The 16,809-nt window shown below is 44.3% G+C and carries 15 protein-coding genes and 1 pseudogene; 9 read left to right on the plus strand and 7 right to left on the minus strand.

The features are described 5' to 3' along the window. Positions 1-441: 441 nt before the first annotated feature. From ACZM6M_RS10005 to ACZM6M_RS10030, 6 genes and pseudogenes are all read right to left on the minus strand, one after another. On the minus strand, positions 442-645 hold the full coding sequence (locus tag ACZM6M_RS10005) for a helix-turn-helix domain-containing protein (protein WP_002602095.1): 204 nt from the start codon (positions 643-645) through the stop codon (positions 442-444). Continuing rightward, complete coding sequence (locus ACZM6M_RS10010) at positions 635-1,081, minus strand: RNA polymerase sigma factor (RefSeq protein ID WP_002602096.1); 447 nt, start codon at positions 1,079-1,081, stop codon at positions 635-637. Before ACZM6M_RS10010 ends, ACZM6M_RS10005 begins: the two co-directional genes overlap by 11 nt. Before the next feature lie 204 nt (positions 1,082-1,285). Beyond that, on the minus strand, positions 1,286-2,053 hold the full coding sequence (locus ACZM6M_RS10015; RefSeq protein ID WP_002602097.1) for a class I SAM-dependent methyltransferase: 768 nt from the start codon (positions 2,051-2,053) through the stop codon (positions 1,286-1,288). Between the two features lie 213 nt (positions 2,054-2,266). Next, a pseudogene (locus ACZM6M_RS10020) lies at positions 2,267-2,721 on the minus strand (helix-turn-helix domain-containing protein). An 81-nt stretch (positions 2,722-2,802) separates the two neighbouring features. Next, positions 2,803-4,722 carry a tetracycline resistance ribosomal protection protein Tet(32) gene (gene tet(32) / locus ACZM6M_RS10025; RefSeq protein ID WP_002602099.1) on the minus strand — a complete coding sequence of 640 codons (1,920 nt, stop codon included), beginning with the start codon at positions 4,720-4,722 and terminating at the stop codon, positions 2,803-2,805. Between the two features lie 806 nt (positions 4,723-5,528). Next, positions 5,529-6,596, minus strand: coding sequence for a hypothetical protein (locus tag ACZM6M_RS10030; protein ID WP_489490321.1), 1,068 nt, complete (start codon positions 6,594-6,596; stop codon positions 5,529-5,531). 228 nt (positions 6,597-6,824) lie between these two features. Here ACZM6M_RS10030 and ACZM6M_RS10035 point away from each other — a divergent pair, with 228 nt between their 5' ends. From ACZM6M_RS10035 to ACZM6M_RS10075, 9 genes are all read left to right on the plus strand, one after another. After that, positions 6,825-8,183, plus strand: a complete 1,359-nt coding sequence (locus ACZM6M_RS10035; RefSeq protein ID WP_066545058.1) for an ABC transporter substrate-binding protein — start codon at positions 6,825-6,827, stop codon at positions 8,181-8,183. 102 nt (positions 8,184-8,285) lie between these two features. Beyond that, positions 8,286-9,176, plus strand: coding sequence for a carbohydrate ABC transporter permease (locus tag ACZM6M_RS10040; protein WP_066545056.1), 891 nt, complete (start codon positions 8,286-8,288; stop codon positions 9,174-9,176). A 3-nt stretch (positions 9,177-9,179) separates the two neighbouring features. After that, complete coding sequence (locus ACZM6M_RS10045) at positions 9,180-10,025, plus strand: carbohydrate ABC transporter permease (protein ID WP_066545055.1); 846 nt, start codon at positions 9,180-9,182, stop codon at positions 10,023-10,025. 102 nt (positions 10,026-10,127) lie between these two features. After that, entirely contained in the window at positions 10,128-11,174 is a 1,047-nt protein-coding gene (locus ACZM6M_RS10050) for a glycoside hydrolase family 88/105 protein (RefSeq protein ID WP_489490324.1), read from the plus strand. A gap of 31 nt (positions 11,175-11,205) precedes the next feature. Continuing rightward, positions 11,206-13,431: a 1,3-beta-galactosyl-N-acetylhexosamine phosphorylase gene (gene gnpA / locus ACZM6M_RS10055; protein WP_489490326.1), complete on the plus strand. Its 2,226-nt coding sequence runs from the start codon at positions 11,206-11,208 to the stop codon at positions 13,429-13,431. 56 nt (positions 13,432-13,487) lie between these two features. Next, on the plus strand, positions 13,488-13,700 hold the full coding sequence (locus ACZM6M_RS10060) for a hypothetical protein (RefSeq protein WP_489490328.1): 213 nt from the start codon (positions 13,488-13,490) through the stop codon (positions 13,698-13,700). A 15-nt stretch (positions 13,701-13,715) separates the two neighbouring features. Next, positions 13,716-14,504 (plus strand): hypothetical protein, encoded by a 789-nt coding sequence (locus tag ACZM6M_RS10065; RefSeq protein WP_489490329.1) that lies wholly within the window; start codon positions 13,716-13,718, stop codon positions 14,502-14,504. Between the two features lie 210 nt (positions 14,505-14,714). Then, positions 14,715-15,143 carry an HIT family protein gene (locus tag ACZM6M_RS10070; protein WP_418493922.1) on the plus strand — a complete coding sequence of 143 codons (429 nt, stop codon included), beginning with the start codon at positions 14,715-14,717 and terminating at the stop codon, positions 15,141-15,143. Then, positions 15,140-15,688: an RNA polymerase sigma factor gene (locus tag ACZM6M_RS10075; protein ID WP_337434203.1), complete on the plus strand. Its 549-nt coding sequence runs from the start codon at positions 15,140-15,142 to the stop codon at positions 15,686-15,688. Before ACZM6M_RS10070 ends, ACZM6M_RS10075 begins: the two co-directional genes overlap by 4 nt. A 6-nt stretch (positions 15,689-15,694) precedes the next feature. On the opposite strand, the gene murG is transcribed toward ACZM6M_RS10075, so the two are convergent. Continuing rightward, entirely contained in the window at positions 15,695-16,765 is a 1,071-nt protein-coding gene (murG, locus tag ACZM6M_RS10080; RefSeq protein WP_418763709.1) for an undecaprenyldiphospho-muramoylpentapeptide beta-N-acetylglucosaminyltransferase, read from the minus strand. Positions 16,766-16,809 lie beyond the last annotated feature (44 nt).

Here is a 16,809-nt window from a genome sequence, read left to right on the forward strand (position 1 = left end):
GGAGAGCGAATTTTGGCACCTCGGTAGAATCTTGCTCTGAAAAACTCCGGCGTTCCCCGGCTCCCGTCCTTTCCGCTAACAAAACGTTTCAAAAGGGCTTTGCTACCCGCTATTCCGGCTTATCTTGAAAATTTTCCTTTCACTACCTACAACACCACGCAAAGCAAAATGGACGGAGATTTTTAGAATTTCCCCTCTATTCCCTACAACACCACGCAAGCCGGAATAGGCGGACAATGGCAGTATTTTTTTCTTTGATACCCTCTACGGATAAGTAAGGGATTTTGCCAACTGCGGCGGCTATTTTCCCTTTTGTTTTTTCATACTGGGGATTTTCAAAAATGCCAAACAGGAACGAAAAAAAGCAGCAAATCTGTTGAATAGATTTACTGCTTTCTGGTTGCCGGCGAAGCGGCGGTTATTCAGTTGTAGGCGGTAGGGCTATCTCCCAAAGCGGAACTTGAAAATAGCTGTGAGAAGCGTCTGGGTGATGTAGTCCTCTGTATCTTGGTCTACCCGTCCATTCACACGGGCGGCACATTGTATGCGGCGGCGGTAATACTGCAATACAGTTCCCACCGCTTCCGGCTCCCCGCTGGCGGCTTGGACGATTGTTTCATAGGGGAGAAGCCTATTATTTCTCATATGCCATTCCCTCCATTTCCGCTTGGAGCTGCCGTAGGGCTTTTCGGATATGGTAGCCCGCTGTGCTGCGGCTGCGCCCGTACTGTCTGCCAATTTCGTGCTGTGGAATACGCTTGAAAAAGGACAGGTAAATCATTTCCCGCTCCCGTTCGTCCAGCCGTGACAGGGCTTCCGCAAGTAAACCGCTGCTGAAAATGACCGTATCGCCGCAAAGGGTAAGTATGTATTCCTCGTCCGGCTCCGGGGCTTGGAAATATTCATCTGTCGTGCCTAAAGGGTAGTGCTTTTCGTCTGTGAGGTATTCAAGGGATATTTCTCTTTTGTGCTTCCTGCTCCGTGTCCTCGCTGCGTTGATCGTTGCATTTCGGATAACGACTTTGCAAAAGGCATGGAAAGTGTACTCGATATGTTCCCGATATTCTTCTGTACAGGTCATGGAAAATCCCCCTTTCCTCCCAAAAGGGCTGTGGCTGGTTAGTAGTTGCTTTTTATGATAGTAAGGGGCGGCAGCACTTTAGGCTGTCGCTCCTTGACTGCCTAACTGCAAAACCGGGCGGGGCTGTCAACGGCGGGCGAAGCCCGTTCATCTTGACCGTTGACTGGCTCGGCCGGGTTTGCTATTTATCCGGCAAACTTGAATTTATTTTAAGCTATCACGTTTTACCTTTTTAAGCCTTACTATCATTACCATAGGAATTTCTTTATTGTTTTTGAAACATTCTTCATAAAATCCATCAATGACAAATCCAGCTCTGAAACAAAGGTTAAAAATATCTTGTATGGAACGATGATAATAAATCTGCTCCTCCGGCTGCCCTTCGATCGCTATATCATAGTAACTGTGCGGTGTCATATATTTTTCAGTCAATGTGATAAAACAAGGGTGCTGCGTTGCAAAGACAAAAATCCCGTTTTCCTCCAATAGTTCATAAACAGCCATAAAAAGCGGTTCAATATCCGTAATATCCATAATTGCCATATTAGAAACTGCTTTCGTAAAGGCTCGATTTCTTTTTAATCCTAATAAGCTTTCTCTATTGGTCGCATCCGCTACGCAAAACTCAATTTGTTTTGCATATTGTGATCGCCGTCTTTTAGCCAATTCTATCATTTTTTTGCTGTAATCAAAAGCGACGACCGAAGCGCCTCTCTGTGCAAGATACGAAGAATAATTTCCATTGCCGCACGCAATATCCAAAATGTAATCCGAAGGATCAGGAGAGAGAAGTTCCGTTACTTTGGGACGTACTACCTCTCTGTGAAATTCATTGGATTCGTCACCCATTGCATCATCCCAAAATTGTGCGTTTTTCTCCCAGATCTTTTTGCTTTCCTCTGTTCCCATGTTCTCTCCCACTCCCAAAATTTGCCTTTTTGCTTCCATTAAATCTTCCTTACTATATTCCATTGTTACCCTCCATAACTTCTGATTGTTGCCGTCTTGACTATTATGTATCTTTTCTTTCCAAAATGGTATAGGCTTTTATTTTTATAATGCTGCAAAACTTTTCTTCTGTAAGGTATTCAAAGGATATTTCCCTTTGCCGCCGCTATTGGAAAGCCAAAAGCAGCGGCTTTTTTACGCGATATGACCGAAAAGACTAGAAAGCAGGATATGTCATCATTTGTCATTTCTTCTCAATGTAATAACTGCATGGCATATCAAGCCAAATACAAGAGAAAAACAGCCACCGCCAAATAGTGATGCTCCCCACCCTGCACCCGACATTGTCATAAAACCGCCAACAAAGAAAATACCAATGCCAAGAAATATCCCGACACCATAAAAAAGTCCAATTGCCATATCATACTTATTAAATTGTCGTTTCTCTTTTTTTCACATGTTTCCATTTTTGTTATTACCTCCTTCGCAAAATCGTCCATGTGGACTCCAAAAAGAAAACAAATTTTTTTCAACGTATTTAAATCGGGTTCATTAACATCTCTCTCCCAATTCGATAGCGCCTGCCGGGTAACATTCAATTTCCCAGCCAGTTCTTCCTGTGTCATTCCCGATTGTGTTCGCAGATGACGTATTTGCTTTCCTGTTGTAATATCCGTCTGTTTCTGGTTCAAAATGGTTCCTCCTCTCTGATGCTGATTTTATCAATGATATTTCGCAATAGCCAGCAATGAACGTTTGCATTGCGCAAGATGTTACATTATCTTCTGAAACATATGCCGGATCTTGTCTAAACGGCTGTTCGGGCGGCGTGGCTGAAACACAGGCTCGCCGGAAGTTTCCTGATACCCTTTTAATTCTGTAATGCAGACACTTCTTCCATTTGTATAAAAATTCAAATCATTTCTATATTCACCAATACAACGGGCAGGGATTTCCCCCTTAAAAATAACTTCATCTTTTTCAAGTCTGGTTGATTCAATGATTGCGCAATACTTTGGTGCGTCATTATAAGCCCGTGAAAGATATTCCTGCGGTGCAAAAAGGGTAAAGGAAAGGTATGGTTCCAACAGTTGTGTTCCTGCTTTTTTCAATGCCTGCTCCAACACGACAGGCGCAAGAAAACGAAAATCAGCGGGGGTGCTGACCGGGCTGTAATAAACTCCATAATCAAAACAAATTTGGCAGTCTGTCACTCCCCAGCCATATAAGCCCTGCTCCATTCCATAACGCACACCCTCCATGACGGCATTTTGAAAACTTTGGTTTAAATAGCCGAGAGATACCTCGCTTTTATATTGTGTTCCGCTTCCAACAGGAAGCGGTGTTACAGTCAAACCAATAGATGCCCAAAACGGATTCGGCGGCACTTCAATATGAATCGTGTAGCTCGCTTTTTTTTGCGGTCTTTCCAGATAAATAACCGAAGGCTCTTTCATAGCCACGCCCACATGATATTTTTCTTCTAATAGCGAACAAATAACTTCTAACTGTACTTTTCCCAAAAAAGATAATATAATCTCATGTGTAACAGTATCAATGTCAAAATGCAAAAGAGGGTCTGTATCAGCAATCTCTGTGAGGGCATTTAACAGGGCTTCCCTTTGCTCCGGCTTTTGCGGCTCTACCGTTGTCCGAAGTAATGGCATGGGATTATCAATCCGTGTTTTGTGAGGCAGGAGTTTTTCATTTCCCAGAATGTCGTTCAGTTTCAAAGTATCATCAGCTAAAATAACAATTTCTCCCGGACAGGCATGGTCAACCGGGACGATTTCACCATTTGACGGAATACACATTTCTGTAATCTTTATTTTTTCCTTTTTTGACAGCAGCAGGGTATCCCGTAAATGGAGCGTCCCATGATACAGGCGTAAATAAGAAAGCCGTTTTTTCCGCTCTGTATACTCAACCTTAAAAACATATCCACATAATTCAGACTGAATATCGTCTGTTTCTGTAATGAAAGTTTCTGTAATCGCTTCAATCAGTTTTTCTGTTCCTAAATTGTCTTTTGCACTCCCATGATAAACAGGAAACAAAGAGCAGCATCTGGTTCTTTTGCACTTTTCATATTGTAATTCCTGTATATCCAAAGAATCCTCTGCAACATATCGTTCTAATAGTTCATCGCTTCCGGAAATAATCATATCCCATTTGTCCAAATCAGAAATATCGGTCATGGTTATCTTTGGCGACAGGGAAACCTCCTGCATGACAATCATATCACTGGTAAGTTTATCTTTAATGCTTTGGTAAACACGCCGCAGGTCGATCCCATTTTGGTCTATCTTATTTATAAAGATAATTGTCGGAATGTCCATTTTCTGAAGCGCATGGAATAATATACGGGTTTGTGCCTGTACGCCGTCTTTTGCCGAAATGACTAAAACAGCTCCGTCAAGGACAGATAAAGAGCGGTATGCTTCGGTTAAAAAATCCATATGACCGGGAGTGTCCACGATATTGATTTTATAATCATTCCAGCAAAAAGAAGTAACCGCTGTCTGAATGGTAATTCCGCGCTGCCGTTCCAAAATCATAGTGTCTGTTCTTGTAGTTCCTTTATCCACGTTTCCTTGTTCCGCAATCGCTCCACTGGTGTACAGCAGGCTTTCCGTCAATGTTGTTTTTCCTGCGTCTACATGGGCGAGAATTCCAATATTGATTATTTTCATGTGATTGTCCTCCTTTTACAGCCCCAAAAGGGCATAAAAATCCCCAGCAGTAAAATACTTTTACCACTGGGGATTATAATTTGCGGACATACACATATACAGCATACACCTGTTTGTGATTGCTGTTTTTCGGATATGTCAAAATTGATAAGGCAAAAGTATTCTTAAATTGGGTACAAAAAACCAAGCCCCCACAAAAGGGACTATCATAATCCTTTGTTCCCACTATTTGATTATAGTTTTATTTAAGAATACCTTGCCGCATATTTTTTACTCCTTTTTTGGAATGATGCTATTATATCACATTAGTTTTAGGAAAGAAAGTACCTAAAAGAAATTTTTCTTCCCCTTATATGTAACAATCATACCGACTTTCTGGCGTTCAGAATGGTTTCTGCTGTCTGCTGTGGTGTTTGGTTGGAATTGTCCAGCCAAAAGCCGATCCGTGGTGTTGTCTGCATAAATGTATCGTATAAGGTTTCAACCGTAAAGCCGGAATAGCCTGTTTTCTCCCTGTATCGTTCCCTTCCTTTTATTGTTTCCACATCTGGACAAAGAACGACAACCTCAACAGGGTATTTATGCGGCACAAAAAATATGTACATGTAACTAATTCAACACATTTATAATTTGAATAGGGACATTATAGCATTTACTAAATACAAATTCAATGTATACGGAAATAAAGATATAAGGAGTGGGAAGGATTCCGCCGTAGTCGGCATTGTAGGAAAATCCAAAAGTTTAGATTTTCCCACAATGCTTATCTTTTGGTCTTTGGTTCGGAATAGTGTAGTGCTGGCGGTCTATCTCTTGTTTTCGGTTGCTTGCTTCCTTACCGTACATGAGCATTTGTCCATTTTTTTCAGCAGAATTTTAAAATGTTTTAAAATAGAGCGGATCAGGCAATAGGAAATAAAAACAATCAGGACAACGCCTGCAAACAGGATAAAAAGAATAAATGCCGCAGAGGTGTGAAGGGTATGTATGATTTCATCATAGGAAACCAGGCTGTAGTATTCCAGTCCGTAACCGGGAATCGTATTATGCACTGTAAAATAGGTATGAGAATCCAGTTTTAACGTTTGGTATTTTTCTGAAGAGGAAGAAATGATCTTGTCCGCAAGAGAATCAGAAAATTCTTCCGGCACATAGATTTTCTGGTCTTTGCTGCAAAGAATATACTGGCTGTCGGAGTATTGAGTCGCAGCAGCGTTTGCCTTGCGGATAATATTATTTAAATCTACATAAACCACCAGAGTTCCCAGATGCTTCAGAGAAAGATTATCTACCTTCCGGATTTCGCGGCTCATGAGGAGGGCATTGCTTCCGGGATCAGCGGGGATCCATACCACAGCGCCCTTTTTTTGTTCAGCCACCTCGATAGCCTCCTGAAGGCGCTCTTCGGAAAGCTTGCTTTTCCACATGGTATAAGTAGAATTATGGAAATGTTCATTTTGGATCATCAGAAAAGATGCGCCGTTGTCTTTTACAGAGGAATGATAGGTCTGAAGAGAATTGATGATGACCCGGTTGGCGTTTGTCCAGGCGGCCCGGTCATTGAGCTCTGCAATAGCAGAGAGAGAAATTTGGATTTCTGGAGCAGCAAGGATGGTAGAGGATACGTTTTCAATACTTTTCAGGCTGTCAGAAATCGTATAGGCTGAGTGGGTCAGATTGCCGGCTGTGGTCTTATAAAGAAGTTCATTGTAGGCTCCTGTGTATAGGCGTAGACCAAAGAGTGAGAGAACCATAATGAGAAATACATTATTTAACACAATAAAAAGTATCTTCTGAAATAAAGGAAGATTGTTTAATCGATACCGGATTGAACGGGCTGCAAAGGATATAAAACCGTGGGAACCATAGCTCATAAGGGATGCCTTTCCTGTAAAAGATGTGTAATTCTGTAACAGGATTTAGTATACATATAAATCAGAAGTTATGCAATCAATACAGAAAACAGGTCTGTTTTTTGAACACGAATATTGGTTTTACCTATCACGGAATCGGAAAAGGGAGGAGTATAATAAAATCAGCAGTTGAAACGAAGCTTAAAGGTGCAGACAGCGGATGCACAATAAAACAGGAGGGTATGTCTTATGAAAAAACGAAACATTGCACTGGTGATGGCAGGTCTGATGGCCGCAATGAGTCTGACTGGGTGTTCAGGAGGAGCGCAAGAAGAGGCTTCGGCTGATGGAGCAGCCAAGACAGAAGCAGCCGGTTCTGAAGCAGCGGATGGTGGTGAAAAGAGCCTGACTGTTGCATGGTGGGGCAATCAGGTCCGCAATGAAAGAACGCAGGCAGCATTAGATAAATATACAGAGCTGAATCCAGGAGTTACACTGGACGGACAGTTTTCTGAATGGGGTGATTACTGGAATAAACTGGCAACTGCATCTGCAGGAAATTCCCTTCCGGATGTAGTTCAGATGGATTATGCATATCTGGATCAGTATGCAAAGAATAACTTGCTTTTAGACCTGACTCCTTATGTGGAAGATGGTACTCTGAACCTGGATGATGCGAATGCAGATGTTTTAAATTCCGGTAAGGTAGACGGAAAGCTTTATGCCGTACCCATTGGCATTAACGCACCGGCCCTGTTGTACAACAAGGCAGTAACAGATGCAGCAGGTGTTACGATCAAGGATAATATGACTCTGGATGAGTTTATTGAGGTCTGCAAAACTGTTAAGGAAAAAACAGGCTACCGTACCAATATGGCATACGGCGTAACGCAGGAAATCGTCCAGTACATGATTCGTGCAAACGGTCATTCTATGTATGGTGAAGGCAAATTAAATGTGGAAAGCGCAGATGAATTTGTACCCATTTTTAAGGTATTTGAGGATGGCGTAAAGGAAGGCTGGCATGTAGATCCGAGCATCTACGCTGAGATTACCCCAGGCTCTGTAGAACAGGATCCTTTCGTATATGGTGCAAGTGAAGATTCCAGATCCTGGTGTGTATTCTGCTGGTCTAATCAGATTGGGGCATATGAGAACTGCAAGCCGGAGGATATGCCTGAAATCGGCATTACTACCTGGCCTTCTGCTGATCCGGCTAAATCGGATTTCCTGAAGCCTGCTCAGTTTTTCTCTGTATCTGCCAATGCAGCAAATCCGGAGGAAGCAGTAAAGATTATCGACTACTGGATCAACAGTATGGATGCAAACAATATTCTTTTGGCAGAACGCGGAGTGCCGCTGTCTGAGAAGGTAGCTGCCGAACTGTCTCCAAGCCTTGATCCTGCGATTCAGGAAAGTATTAAGTTTATCAATGAGGTTGTATCACCTGCTTCTTCACAGATTGATCCTCCAATGCCAAACGGCTCCAGCGAGGTTACAGAGCTTTTGCTGCAGTTAGAGGAGAAGGTGGCATATGGCCAGATGACATCAGAGGAGGCAGCACAGGAGCTGTTTACTAAAGGAAATGAGATTATGGCTTCCAAATAATAAATTTCATTTTCAGAAATAGAAATAAAACAGGTTTCTTAGGGTTCTGCCTGCTGCGGTTATAAACGTATGCAGGCAGAAGTTTTTAGAGGAGGAAATAGGATGAATCCATTCAAAAAAGCCTTAAGCAAAGAAAGTACGGCAGGTATTATTTTCACCCTTCCATTTACCATTGGATTTTTGCTGTTTATGATCGTACCAATGGGAATATCCCTTTACTACTCATTCTGCAAATATGATATTCTTTCTCCGCCTGTATTTACAGGACTGGATAATTTTGTGAAGATGTTTCAGGATGAGACCTTTTATAAAGCAATCGGCGTTACCTTTTATTTTGCACTGGTATCTGTGCCTTTAAGACTGGTCTTTGCGCTGATCGTAGCAATGCTGCTGTTAAAAAATTCAAAGATGAGCGGCTTTTATCGTGCAGCCTACTACCTTCCATCTATTATCGGAGGTTCCGTAGCTGTGGCGATTCTGTGGAAGAGAATGTTTGCTACGGATGGTGTAGTTAACCGTCTGCTGGGCGCTGTAGGAATTGAAACTACCTTTGCATGGCTGGGAAATACAAAAACTGCCATCTGGGTTTTGATTCTTTTGGCTGTATGGCAGTTTGGATCCTCCATGCTGATTTTTTTATCTGCGTTAAAGCAGATTTCAAAGGAGCTTTATGAGGCGGCAGAGGTAGATGGAGCCAATGGAATTCAGAAGTTTTTCAGGATTACCCTTCCTCTTCTTACTCCTACCATTTTCTTTAATCTGGTGATGCAGATGATCAATGGATTTCTGGCATTTACTCAGAGCTACATTATCACCCAGGGAAAGCCCATGAATTCCACGCTGTTTTACACCGTTTATATGTATCAGCAATCCTTTGAGTTTTACAATACCGGCTACGGTGCTGCTTTAGCCTGGGTAATGCTTGCTATTATCGGAGCTATTACGCTGCTGCTGTTTGCAACCAAAAAATTCTGGGTATATGAGGAGGGTTAAGCAATGAAAGAGAAAAGAGCAGTCAAAGCGGTTATCTATCATATACTGGTATTTGCTGTTGGCCTGGTTATGATTTATCCTCTGATCTGGATGGTAATGAGCTCCTTTAAACCAACCAATACCATTTTTCAGACAGCAGGAAGCCTGATTCCAGAAACATTTACCTTTGAAAATTATATAAATGGCTGGAAAGGCTTTGCGAAGGTAACATTCGCCACATTTTTTAAAAATTCCCTGTTTATTTCAGTAGTGGCTACCATTGGAACAGTGATCTCTTCTGCCATCGTTGCTTACGGATTTGCCAGATTTAAGTTTAAGGGGAAAAAGCTTCTGTTTTCCGCCATGCTTTTATCCATGATGCTTCCGGCCCAGGTTCTTATGATCCCTCAGTATCTGTGGTATCAGAAACTTAACTGGGTGGGCAGCTATATGCCGCTGATCGTTCCTTATTTCTTTGCTATCCAGGGCTTTTTCGTATACCTGATTTCTAACTTTATTTCAGGAATCCCAAGAGATCTGGATGAGGCCGCAAAGATTGACGGCTGTTCTTATGTATCTATTTTTACAAAGATCATCCTGCCTCTGATTAAACCGGCTCTTGTTACAGCTGGGATTTTCTCCTTTATGTGGAGATGGGATGATTTCCTTTCCGCACTGCTTTATGTAAATAAGTCAGCCAAGTATCCGGTGAGTTTGGCATTAAAACTGTTCTGCGATCCCGGCTCATCCTCCGACTATGGTGCCATGTTTGCCATGGCCTCTCTTTCTATTCTTCCTTCCGTTCTGATTTTTATTTTCTTCCAGAGATATCTGGTAGAGGGAATCAGCACATCTGGACTAAAGGGATGATAAAAGAGCAATATAGTGATAGAAAAAGAGAAAATACCGTATTAAAATGGACAAAAACCGAGGTATAGACACAAAATTGCCCGGTACAGAAAGGAAAGGAAAATGAAACTGAACTATGATAAAGCTCAGCTTGAGGCGGTTGTAGACAAAGTGGCAGAGCGCACCATGAACATGGATATGACCTGGGACTGGCCCTGCGGTGTAGCTTATTACGGCATAACGGAGGCTTATGAAGCGACAGGAAATAAGAAGTACCTTGATATGGTAAAAGAGAGGGTAGATGAGCTGATCAGCCTGGGGCTTCCGGACTTTACGGTAAATACCTGCGCCATGGGCCATGTGCTTCTGACGCTCTATAAGGAAACGGGTGATGAGATTTATAAAAAGATCATAGACGATAAGCTGGATTACCTCACAAACCATGCTCTGCGCTTTGGGGATCATGTCCTTCAGCACACCGTATCGGCAAATAATGATTTTCCGGAACAGTGCTGGGCAGATACCCTGTTTATGGCTGCATTTTTCATGCTGCGGGCAGGCGTTATGTTTGAACGTCCAGAACTGGTGGAGGATGCTTTAAACCAGTGGTACTGGCATATCCAGTATCTGCAGAATGAGCGCACCGGCCTCTGGTATCATGGATATGACAATATTGCAAAGGATCACATGAGCGGATTTTACTGGGGAAGAGCCAACTGCTGGGCTGCTTTTACCATGTCTCAGGTGGCTCATATCCTTCCTCAGTGCTATCTCTATCCAAAGTATCTGGAAATAGTAGGAAGTTTAAATGAACAGCTGGCTGTTTTAAAGACGCTGCAGACGGAAAATGGCCTCTGGAGAACCATTCTGGATGATCCGGAGTCCTATGAGGAGGTTTCTGCCTCTTCCGGAATCGCAGCAGCTATGGTGTTAAAGGGAAATCCTCTTCATATTAAATATATTAACAAAGCCATCACAGGAATTTTGGAAAATATTTCTGAGGATGGAAAGGTAATGAATGTATCCGGCGGAACAGCAGTGATGAAGGACAGAGAGGGCTACCGGAGCATTTCCAAACGCTGGATCCAGGGATGGGGCCAGGGAATGGCGCTGGCATTCTTCGGTACGGTCCTTAATTATGAAAAATTTACAGGCGACGGAGCGCTGTAGGAGGGAGAGTGCCAAAGGGCAGGCAGAGAAAATGGAACATACAAAATATCCGCATACAAAGGGCAGCTTTACACTTCCGGGAGAGGCAGGCTGCGAGGCTTTGACACTGGAGCTGGCAGATCAATGGGGGGCAGATGTGATCCGTGATTCAGACGGAACCAGGCTTTCAGATGAAATCGTAAATGCAGGCTATGGGATCTATTCCACGATCTGCATCATCCGGGACCACAATGAATGGGCCAGAGCCCATATGGACCGTCTGCAGCAGACATTTCTCATGTCTGCTCCCAAAACTGCAAAAGCAGATACAGTAATAATCGGCCTTCTGGACGGCTATTTTAAGGAGCAGTTTCTTGTAAATGGTTCAGAGGATTCTCTGGAATTCTGGCAGGTGTTTGACCGCACGGACAATGCAGAGGTTCCCAGAGAGCAGTGGACCTTTGATGAGGCGCAGGGCACTGTGACGGTTGCAGGAATCAGGGCATATCACGATTATACGGTGAATTTCCTGGCATATCGGATCTGGGAAGAGATCAATATGTATAATCATGTTACAAATCACTGGGATAAGGAGCATCTGATGCCCGTTGATCCCCGTTACCCGGATACGCAGGAATATCTGCTTTCCTGGCTGAAAAACTGGTGCGGGGAAAATCCAGATACCACGGTGGTACGTTTTACCTCTCTTTTCTACAACTTCGTTTGGATCTGGGGAGAGGATGAACGCCATAGAAACCATTTCACAGACTGGGGCTCCTATGACTTCACCGTAAGCCCCAGGGCTTTGAAGGGGTTTGAGAAGGAATACGGCTATGGCCTGACCTCTGAGGATTTTATCAATCAGGGACGCCTTCACGCGACTCATATGGCTCCCGGCAAAAAGCAGCTGGATTATATGAAATTCACCAACCGTTTTGTGATTTCTTTTGGAAAGCAGCTGGTAGATCTGGTTCATTCCTATGGAAAAAAGGCCTATGTGTTTTATGATGACAGCTGGGTAGGACTGGAGCCTTATTTCCCAACATTTACAGAATTTGGATTTGACGGTATCATCAAATGTATCTTTTCAGGCTATGAGGTCCGCCTGTGTGCAGGTGTGGACGCTCCGGTTCATGAGGTTCGCCTTCATCCCTATCTGTTCCCTGTGGGACTTGGAGGGGCGCCTACCTTTTCCGGAAATGGAGATCCCAAAAGAGATGCTGAAAAATACTGGATTGCGGCAAGAAGAGCCATGCTCCGGGCAAAAATTGACCGGATCGGTTTGGGAGGGTACCTGCATCTGTTAGAGGATTATCCTGATTTTGTGGAATATATCAGCCGGACTGCAGATGAATTCAGAGCCATAAAGGCTCTTCATGAGGAGGGAGAGCCCCAGCTTCTGCGCCTTCATGTGGGAGTGCTGACTGCCTGGGGAAAAACACGCTCCTGGACACTTTCCGGCCATTTCCATGAGACCTGGCAGAATGATCTGATACATATCAATGAGGCATTGTCCGGCTGGCCGGTAAAGGTGGATTACATTGATTTTGAGGATATAAGGGAGCAGGAGCTTTCTGACTATGATGTAATTATCAATGCAGGCTTTGCAGGAAGCGCATGGAGCGGCGGAGAGCAGTGGAACGACAGCCGGGTACTGGAAAAACTCAGAAGCTATGCAGAGGAGGGCGGATGTATCTTGGGAGTATGCCAGCCTTCTATGATAAAAGGATATATGACGAATTTCCGTCTGGCAGATGTGCTGGGCGTAGATCAGGATACGGGCGAACGGTGCTGTCATGGGCGGATTTCTTATAAAAAGGCAGAGAAATTCTTTGGAGATGACAGTGTATTCAGCAAAAGAGAGCTTGATTCGATTGCAGGAAGCCTGAAAGGAACGGAAGGTATTTATCTTACAGATTTTAATGTACAGGTGTTGGCGGAGGATGTGGCCTACAGCCCGATTGGAGAAGAGGTACATAGCCCTAAGCTGACCTATCACCCTTATGGAAAGGGCTGCGGCATTTACCTGTCACATTTTACATACAGCGTTGAAAACAGCCGTTTTCTTCTGGAACTGCTCTTAAAGGCAGCGGGAAAGGAAGAGGCAAAAGCGCAGCTGGGAGATAACATATATTGTGAAGCAGCTTATTTCCCCTGTTCAGGAAAGGCAGTGGCAGTCAATAATTCTGATCGGCCTCAGCACTTGAAGATCATCCTGGGCGGTGCCGTAAAGGAAGTGGATCTGGAGCCCTGCGGCAGCTGCATGATAGAAATATAATCATAAAAAAGCGCAGGTAAAAGAGATGGCAGAGTACAGATTTACAGATCAATGCTTTGAAAATGCTACGGAAAAATGACCAGAAGCGCAGGAATTTAAAGGCCTATGATCAGTTTGCGTCCAATGTTCGCCGCTATGTAATGGAAACCAGGAGGCTGGGCGCTGTACCGGTGCTTGTTACCCCTATGAGCCGGATTCCGGTTCGGGACGAAAAGGGCTGGTATGATCTGCTGGAGGCTCATGCAGACAGTATCCGACGTGTGGGGTAGGAGATGAACATTCCTGTGATTGACCTTCACAGCCTGACTTTTGAAGCATTCTGTTCCATGGGGTCGGAGACCTGCCAGAATTATTTTAATGATACCACCCATGTAAATGATTACGGCGGAGCTCTTCTGGCCGATATGATGGTAAAAGAAATACGGAGGCTGAGAATTGAGCCGCCGTGCAGTCATATGAACCATACCGTTTCTGGTGGCTGGGAACCGGATCTGTCCCTTCGTCCTCAGGGACAGGCAGAAAGCAGCAAGATTGAGGAGCGGCCTAATCTGAGCATGGATCTGCCGGAGCTCCCCTATGAGGACTGCCGCAGCCTGACCAAAAAGGATGTGGAAATGCTCAAGCAGGCGATGAAATGCGGTCTTTTAGACCCCTGCGTGCGATATCTCCATCCCTTGGAGGAAATGCCACGGGCGCAGTTTGTGTTTCTGTTCCTGAAAGCAGTGAAACCAACGCTCAGACGCCCCTGGCAGGGTGAGTATTGTGACTTAAGCCGTTATGAGTATGATGCGGAGCAGATTCAGGCGGCCTGGGATGAAAACCTTATTGATCCAGAGACTACACCGGATGATCGCTTCCGTCCGGATGATCCGCTGACACTGGGAGAACTCATAAGCTTTACTGTCAGGGCATTCCGCCCCAAACAGCAGAGAAGGATTGGAAGTCTGGAATGCATCCGGGAGGCAGAAAAACTGGGATGGATCAAAGATACCTGCCAGGATATGAACCGAGTTGTAACCAGAGCAGAGGCAATCCAAATGACGGTAAATTTGTACTGTGAAAAATTTACATAATTCTTCCTTAATTGGGCGATTTTTACAGGGGATGGGGAGAATTTTCCATATTGGGAATGCAACCCACTTAACAAGAGATTAAAGTTATGTTAATATTAAGCATATCTGGAAATGATTGTAAACGACATTGAAAATGGATAATCATTCCGGATATGCTTTTATCGTATGGTATGAAAAGCGGTTCGGGCCGCAGGAGGGAGGAATGTCAAAATGACAGACGATAAGTGTATTTTCTGCAAAATTGCAAACGGAGAGATACCGTCCGCAACAGTATATGAAGATGATATGTTTCGGGTTATTCTGGATCTGGGACCGGCGACCAGAGGCCATGCCCTGATTCTGCCCAAGAATCATTTTGCGGATGTATGCGCACTGGATGAGAAAACAGCTGCGAAAGTGCTTACTATAGGAGCAAAGGTCGGCGCAGCGATGAAAGAAGGATTAGGCTGTGCAGGTTTTAACCTGGTTCAGAATAATGGAGAGGCAGCCGGACAGACCGTGATGCATTTTCATATGCATGTGATCCCCCGCTATGAGGGGGGACCCAATATAGTCAGCTGGACACCCGGAGCTGTTTCCGGAGATGATCTTACAGAGCTGGCAGAAAAAATAAAAGGCAGTTTTCGAAAGCAGGAATGATTAAGAAGATGGATGAAAAAGCCAGAAGGCGGTTTGAGCAGATGTACCAGGAGTATGAAGGTACCGTCCGCAGACTTGCCTATGGATATAATATTCCTGTAGATTATATAGACGACATTGTTCAGGATACATTTGTTTCCTATGCCCAGTATGATTATTCTCTGGAGCAGACAGAAACGGGCAAGAGGATACTTCTTGGCCGGATTGTGAAAAGCCGTTGTGTAGATTACCGCAGAAGGCTTGAAAACAGAACCTGTGAGGATGTAGATAATGATGATTTTATAATGGAAGACTTCAGGATACAGAATAGAAAGCAGAGTATTCCGGAGTATGTAGCCAGTAAAGAGCGATGTATCGCCATACTGGATGCAATTGAGAATATGCCTGATAACTGGCAGAAGGTGGCAAATTTAAAACTGATACAGGGAAGGCCCACAGAGGAGGTATGCCAGATCCTGAATATTTCAGAAAAGGCCTGCTACTCCAGAGTGAGCCGTATCAGAAAGTATATGGAAACCCTTCTCGGAAATGAAATGTGGCCGTAGAAGCGATTATTTTCCTTCGGAACATTCATTGATCAGCGTCATGATAGTTTCCACTGCATGGTTTAATTTACTTGTTTCCATGGCGCTGATATAGGAGGAACGATTGGCATAAAGTTCAGTTACTGCTTCACAGAGACTATCATCTGTGATGACTTCCTCCTCTAAAACCTTGCTGAAGCCCTGCTTTGCAAAGGAATTTGCATTTAAGATCTGATCGCCCCGGCTGGCAGCTGCGGACAGCGGGATCAGCAGATTGGGCTTGCGGAGGGCTAAAAGCTCGCAGATGGAGTTGGCTCCGGCTCTGGAAATAACGATATCTGCCGCTGCAAAGAGGTGTTTTAACGGAGCGTCTACATACTCATACTGCACATATCCCTCGGTGCCGATGAGAGATTCATCCAGATTGCCCTTACCGCAGATATGTATGATCTGGAAAGAGGGCAGAAGACGGGGCAGTATACGGCGCACAGCGGTGTTGACAGCCACAGACCCAAGACTGCCTCCTATGATCAGCAGGACTGGTTTCTCTTCTTTTAAGTGCGCATAAGCCAGTCCGGAAGTCCGTTCTCCCTTTAAAAGCTCTGCGCGGATGGGAGAGCCGGTGAGAACTGCCTTGTCGGCGGGAAGATATTTCATGGTTTCGGGAAAATTGCAGCAAACCCTTGCGGCAGAGGGGATGCAGATTTTATTTGCCAGTCCCGGCGTCATATCAGATTCATGGATAATGGTGGGGATTTTATAGTGTTTCGCGGCCAGTACAACCGGAACGGCTACAAATCCGCCTTTTGAAAATACAACATCCGGCTTATAGCGTTTTAAGAGGCGTTTTGCCTCGGCATAGCCCTTGATCACACGGAAGGGATCTGAAAAATTTTTCAGGTCAAAATACCGGCGCAGCTTACCGGAGGAGATTCCGTCATAAGGAATGCCTGCATTTTCAATAAGTTTTCGCTCTATTCCCTGATAAGAACCGATATAACGGATCTCATACCCGGCTTCCTTAAGAGATGGGAGCAGGGCCAGGTTTGGAGTGACATGGCCGGCAGTGCCACCGCCGGTCAGAATGATTTTTTTCATAATTGACCTCCTGAATGAGTATCTGTAACAGCACGGAAAACAGA

This window comes from Enterocloster sp. (genome assembly GCF_057861365.1).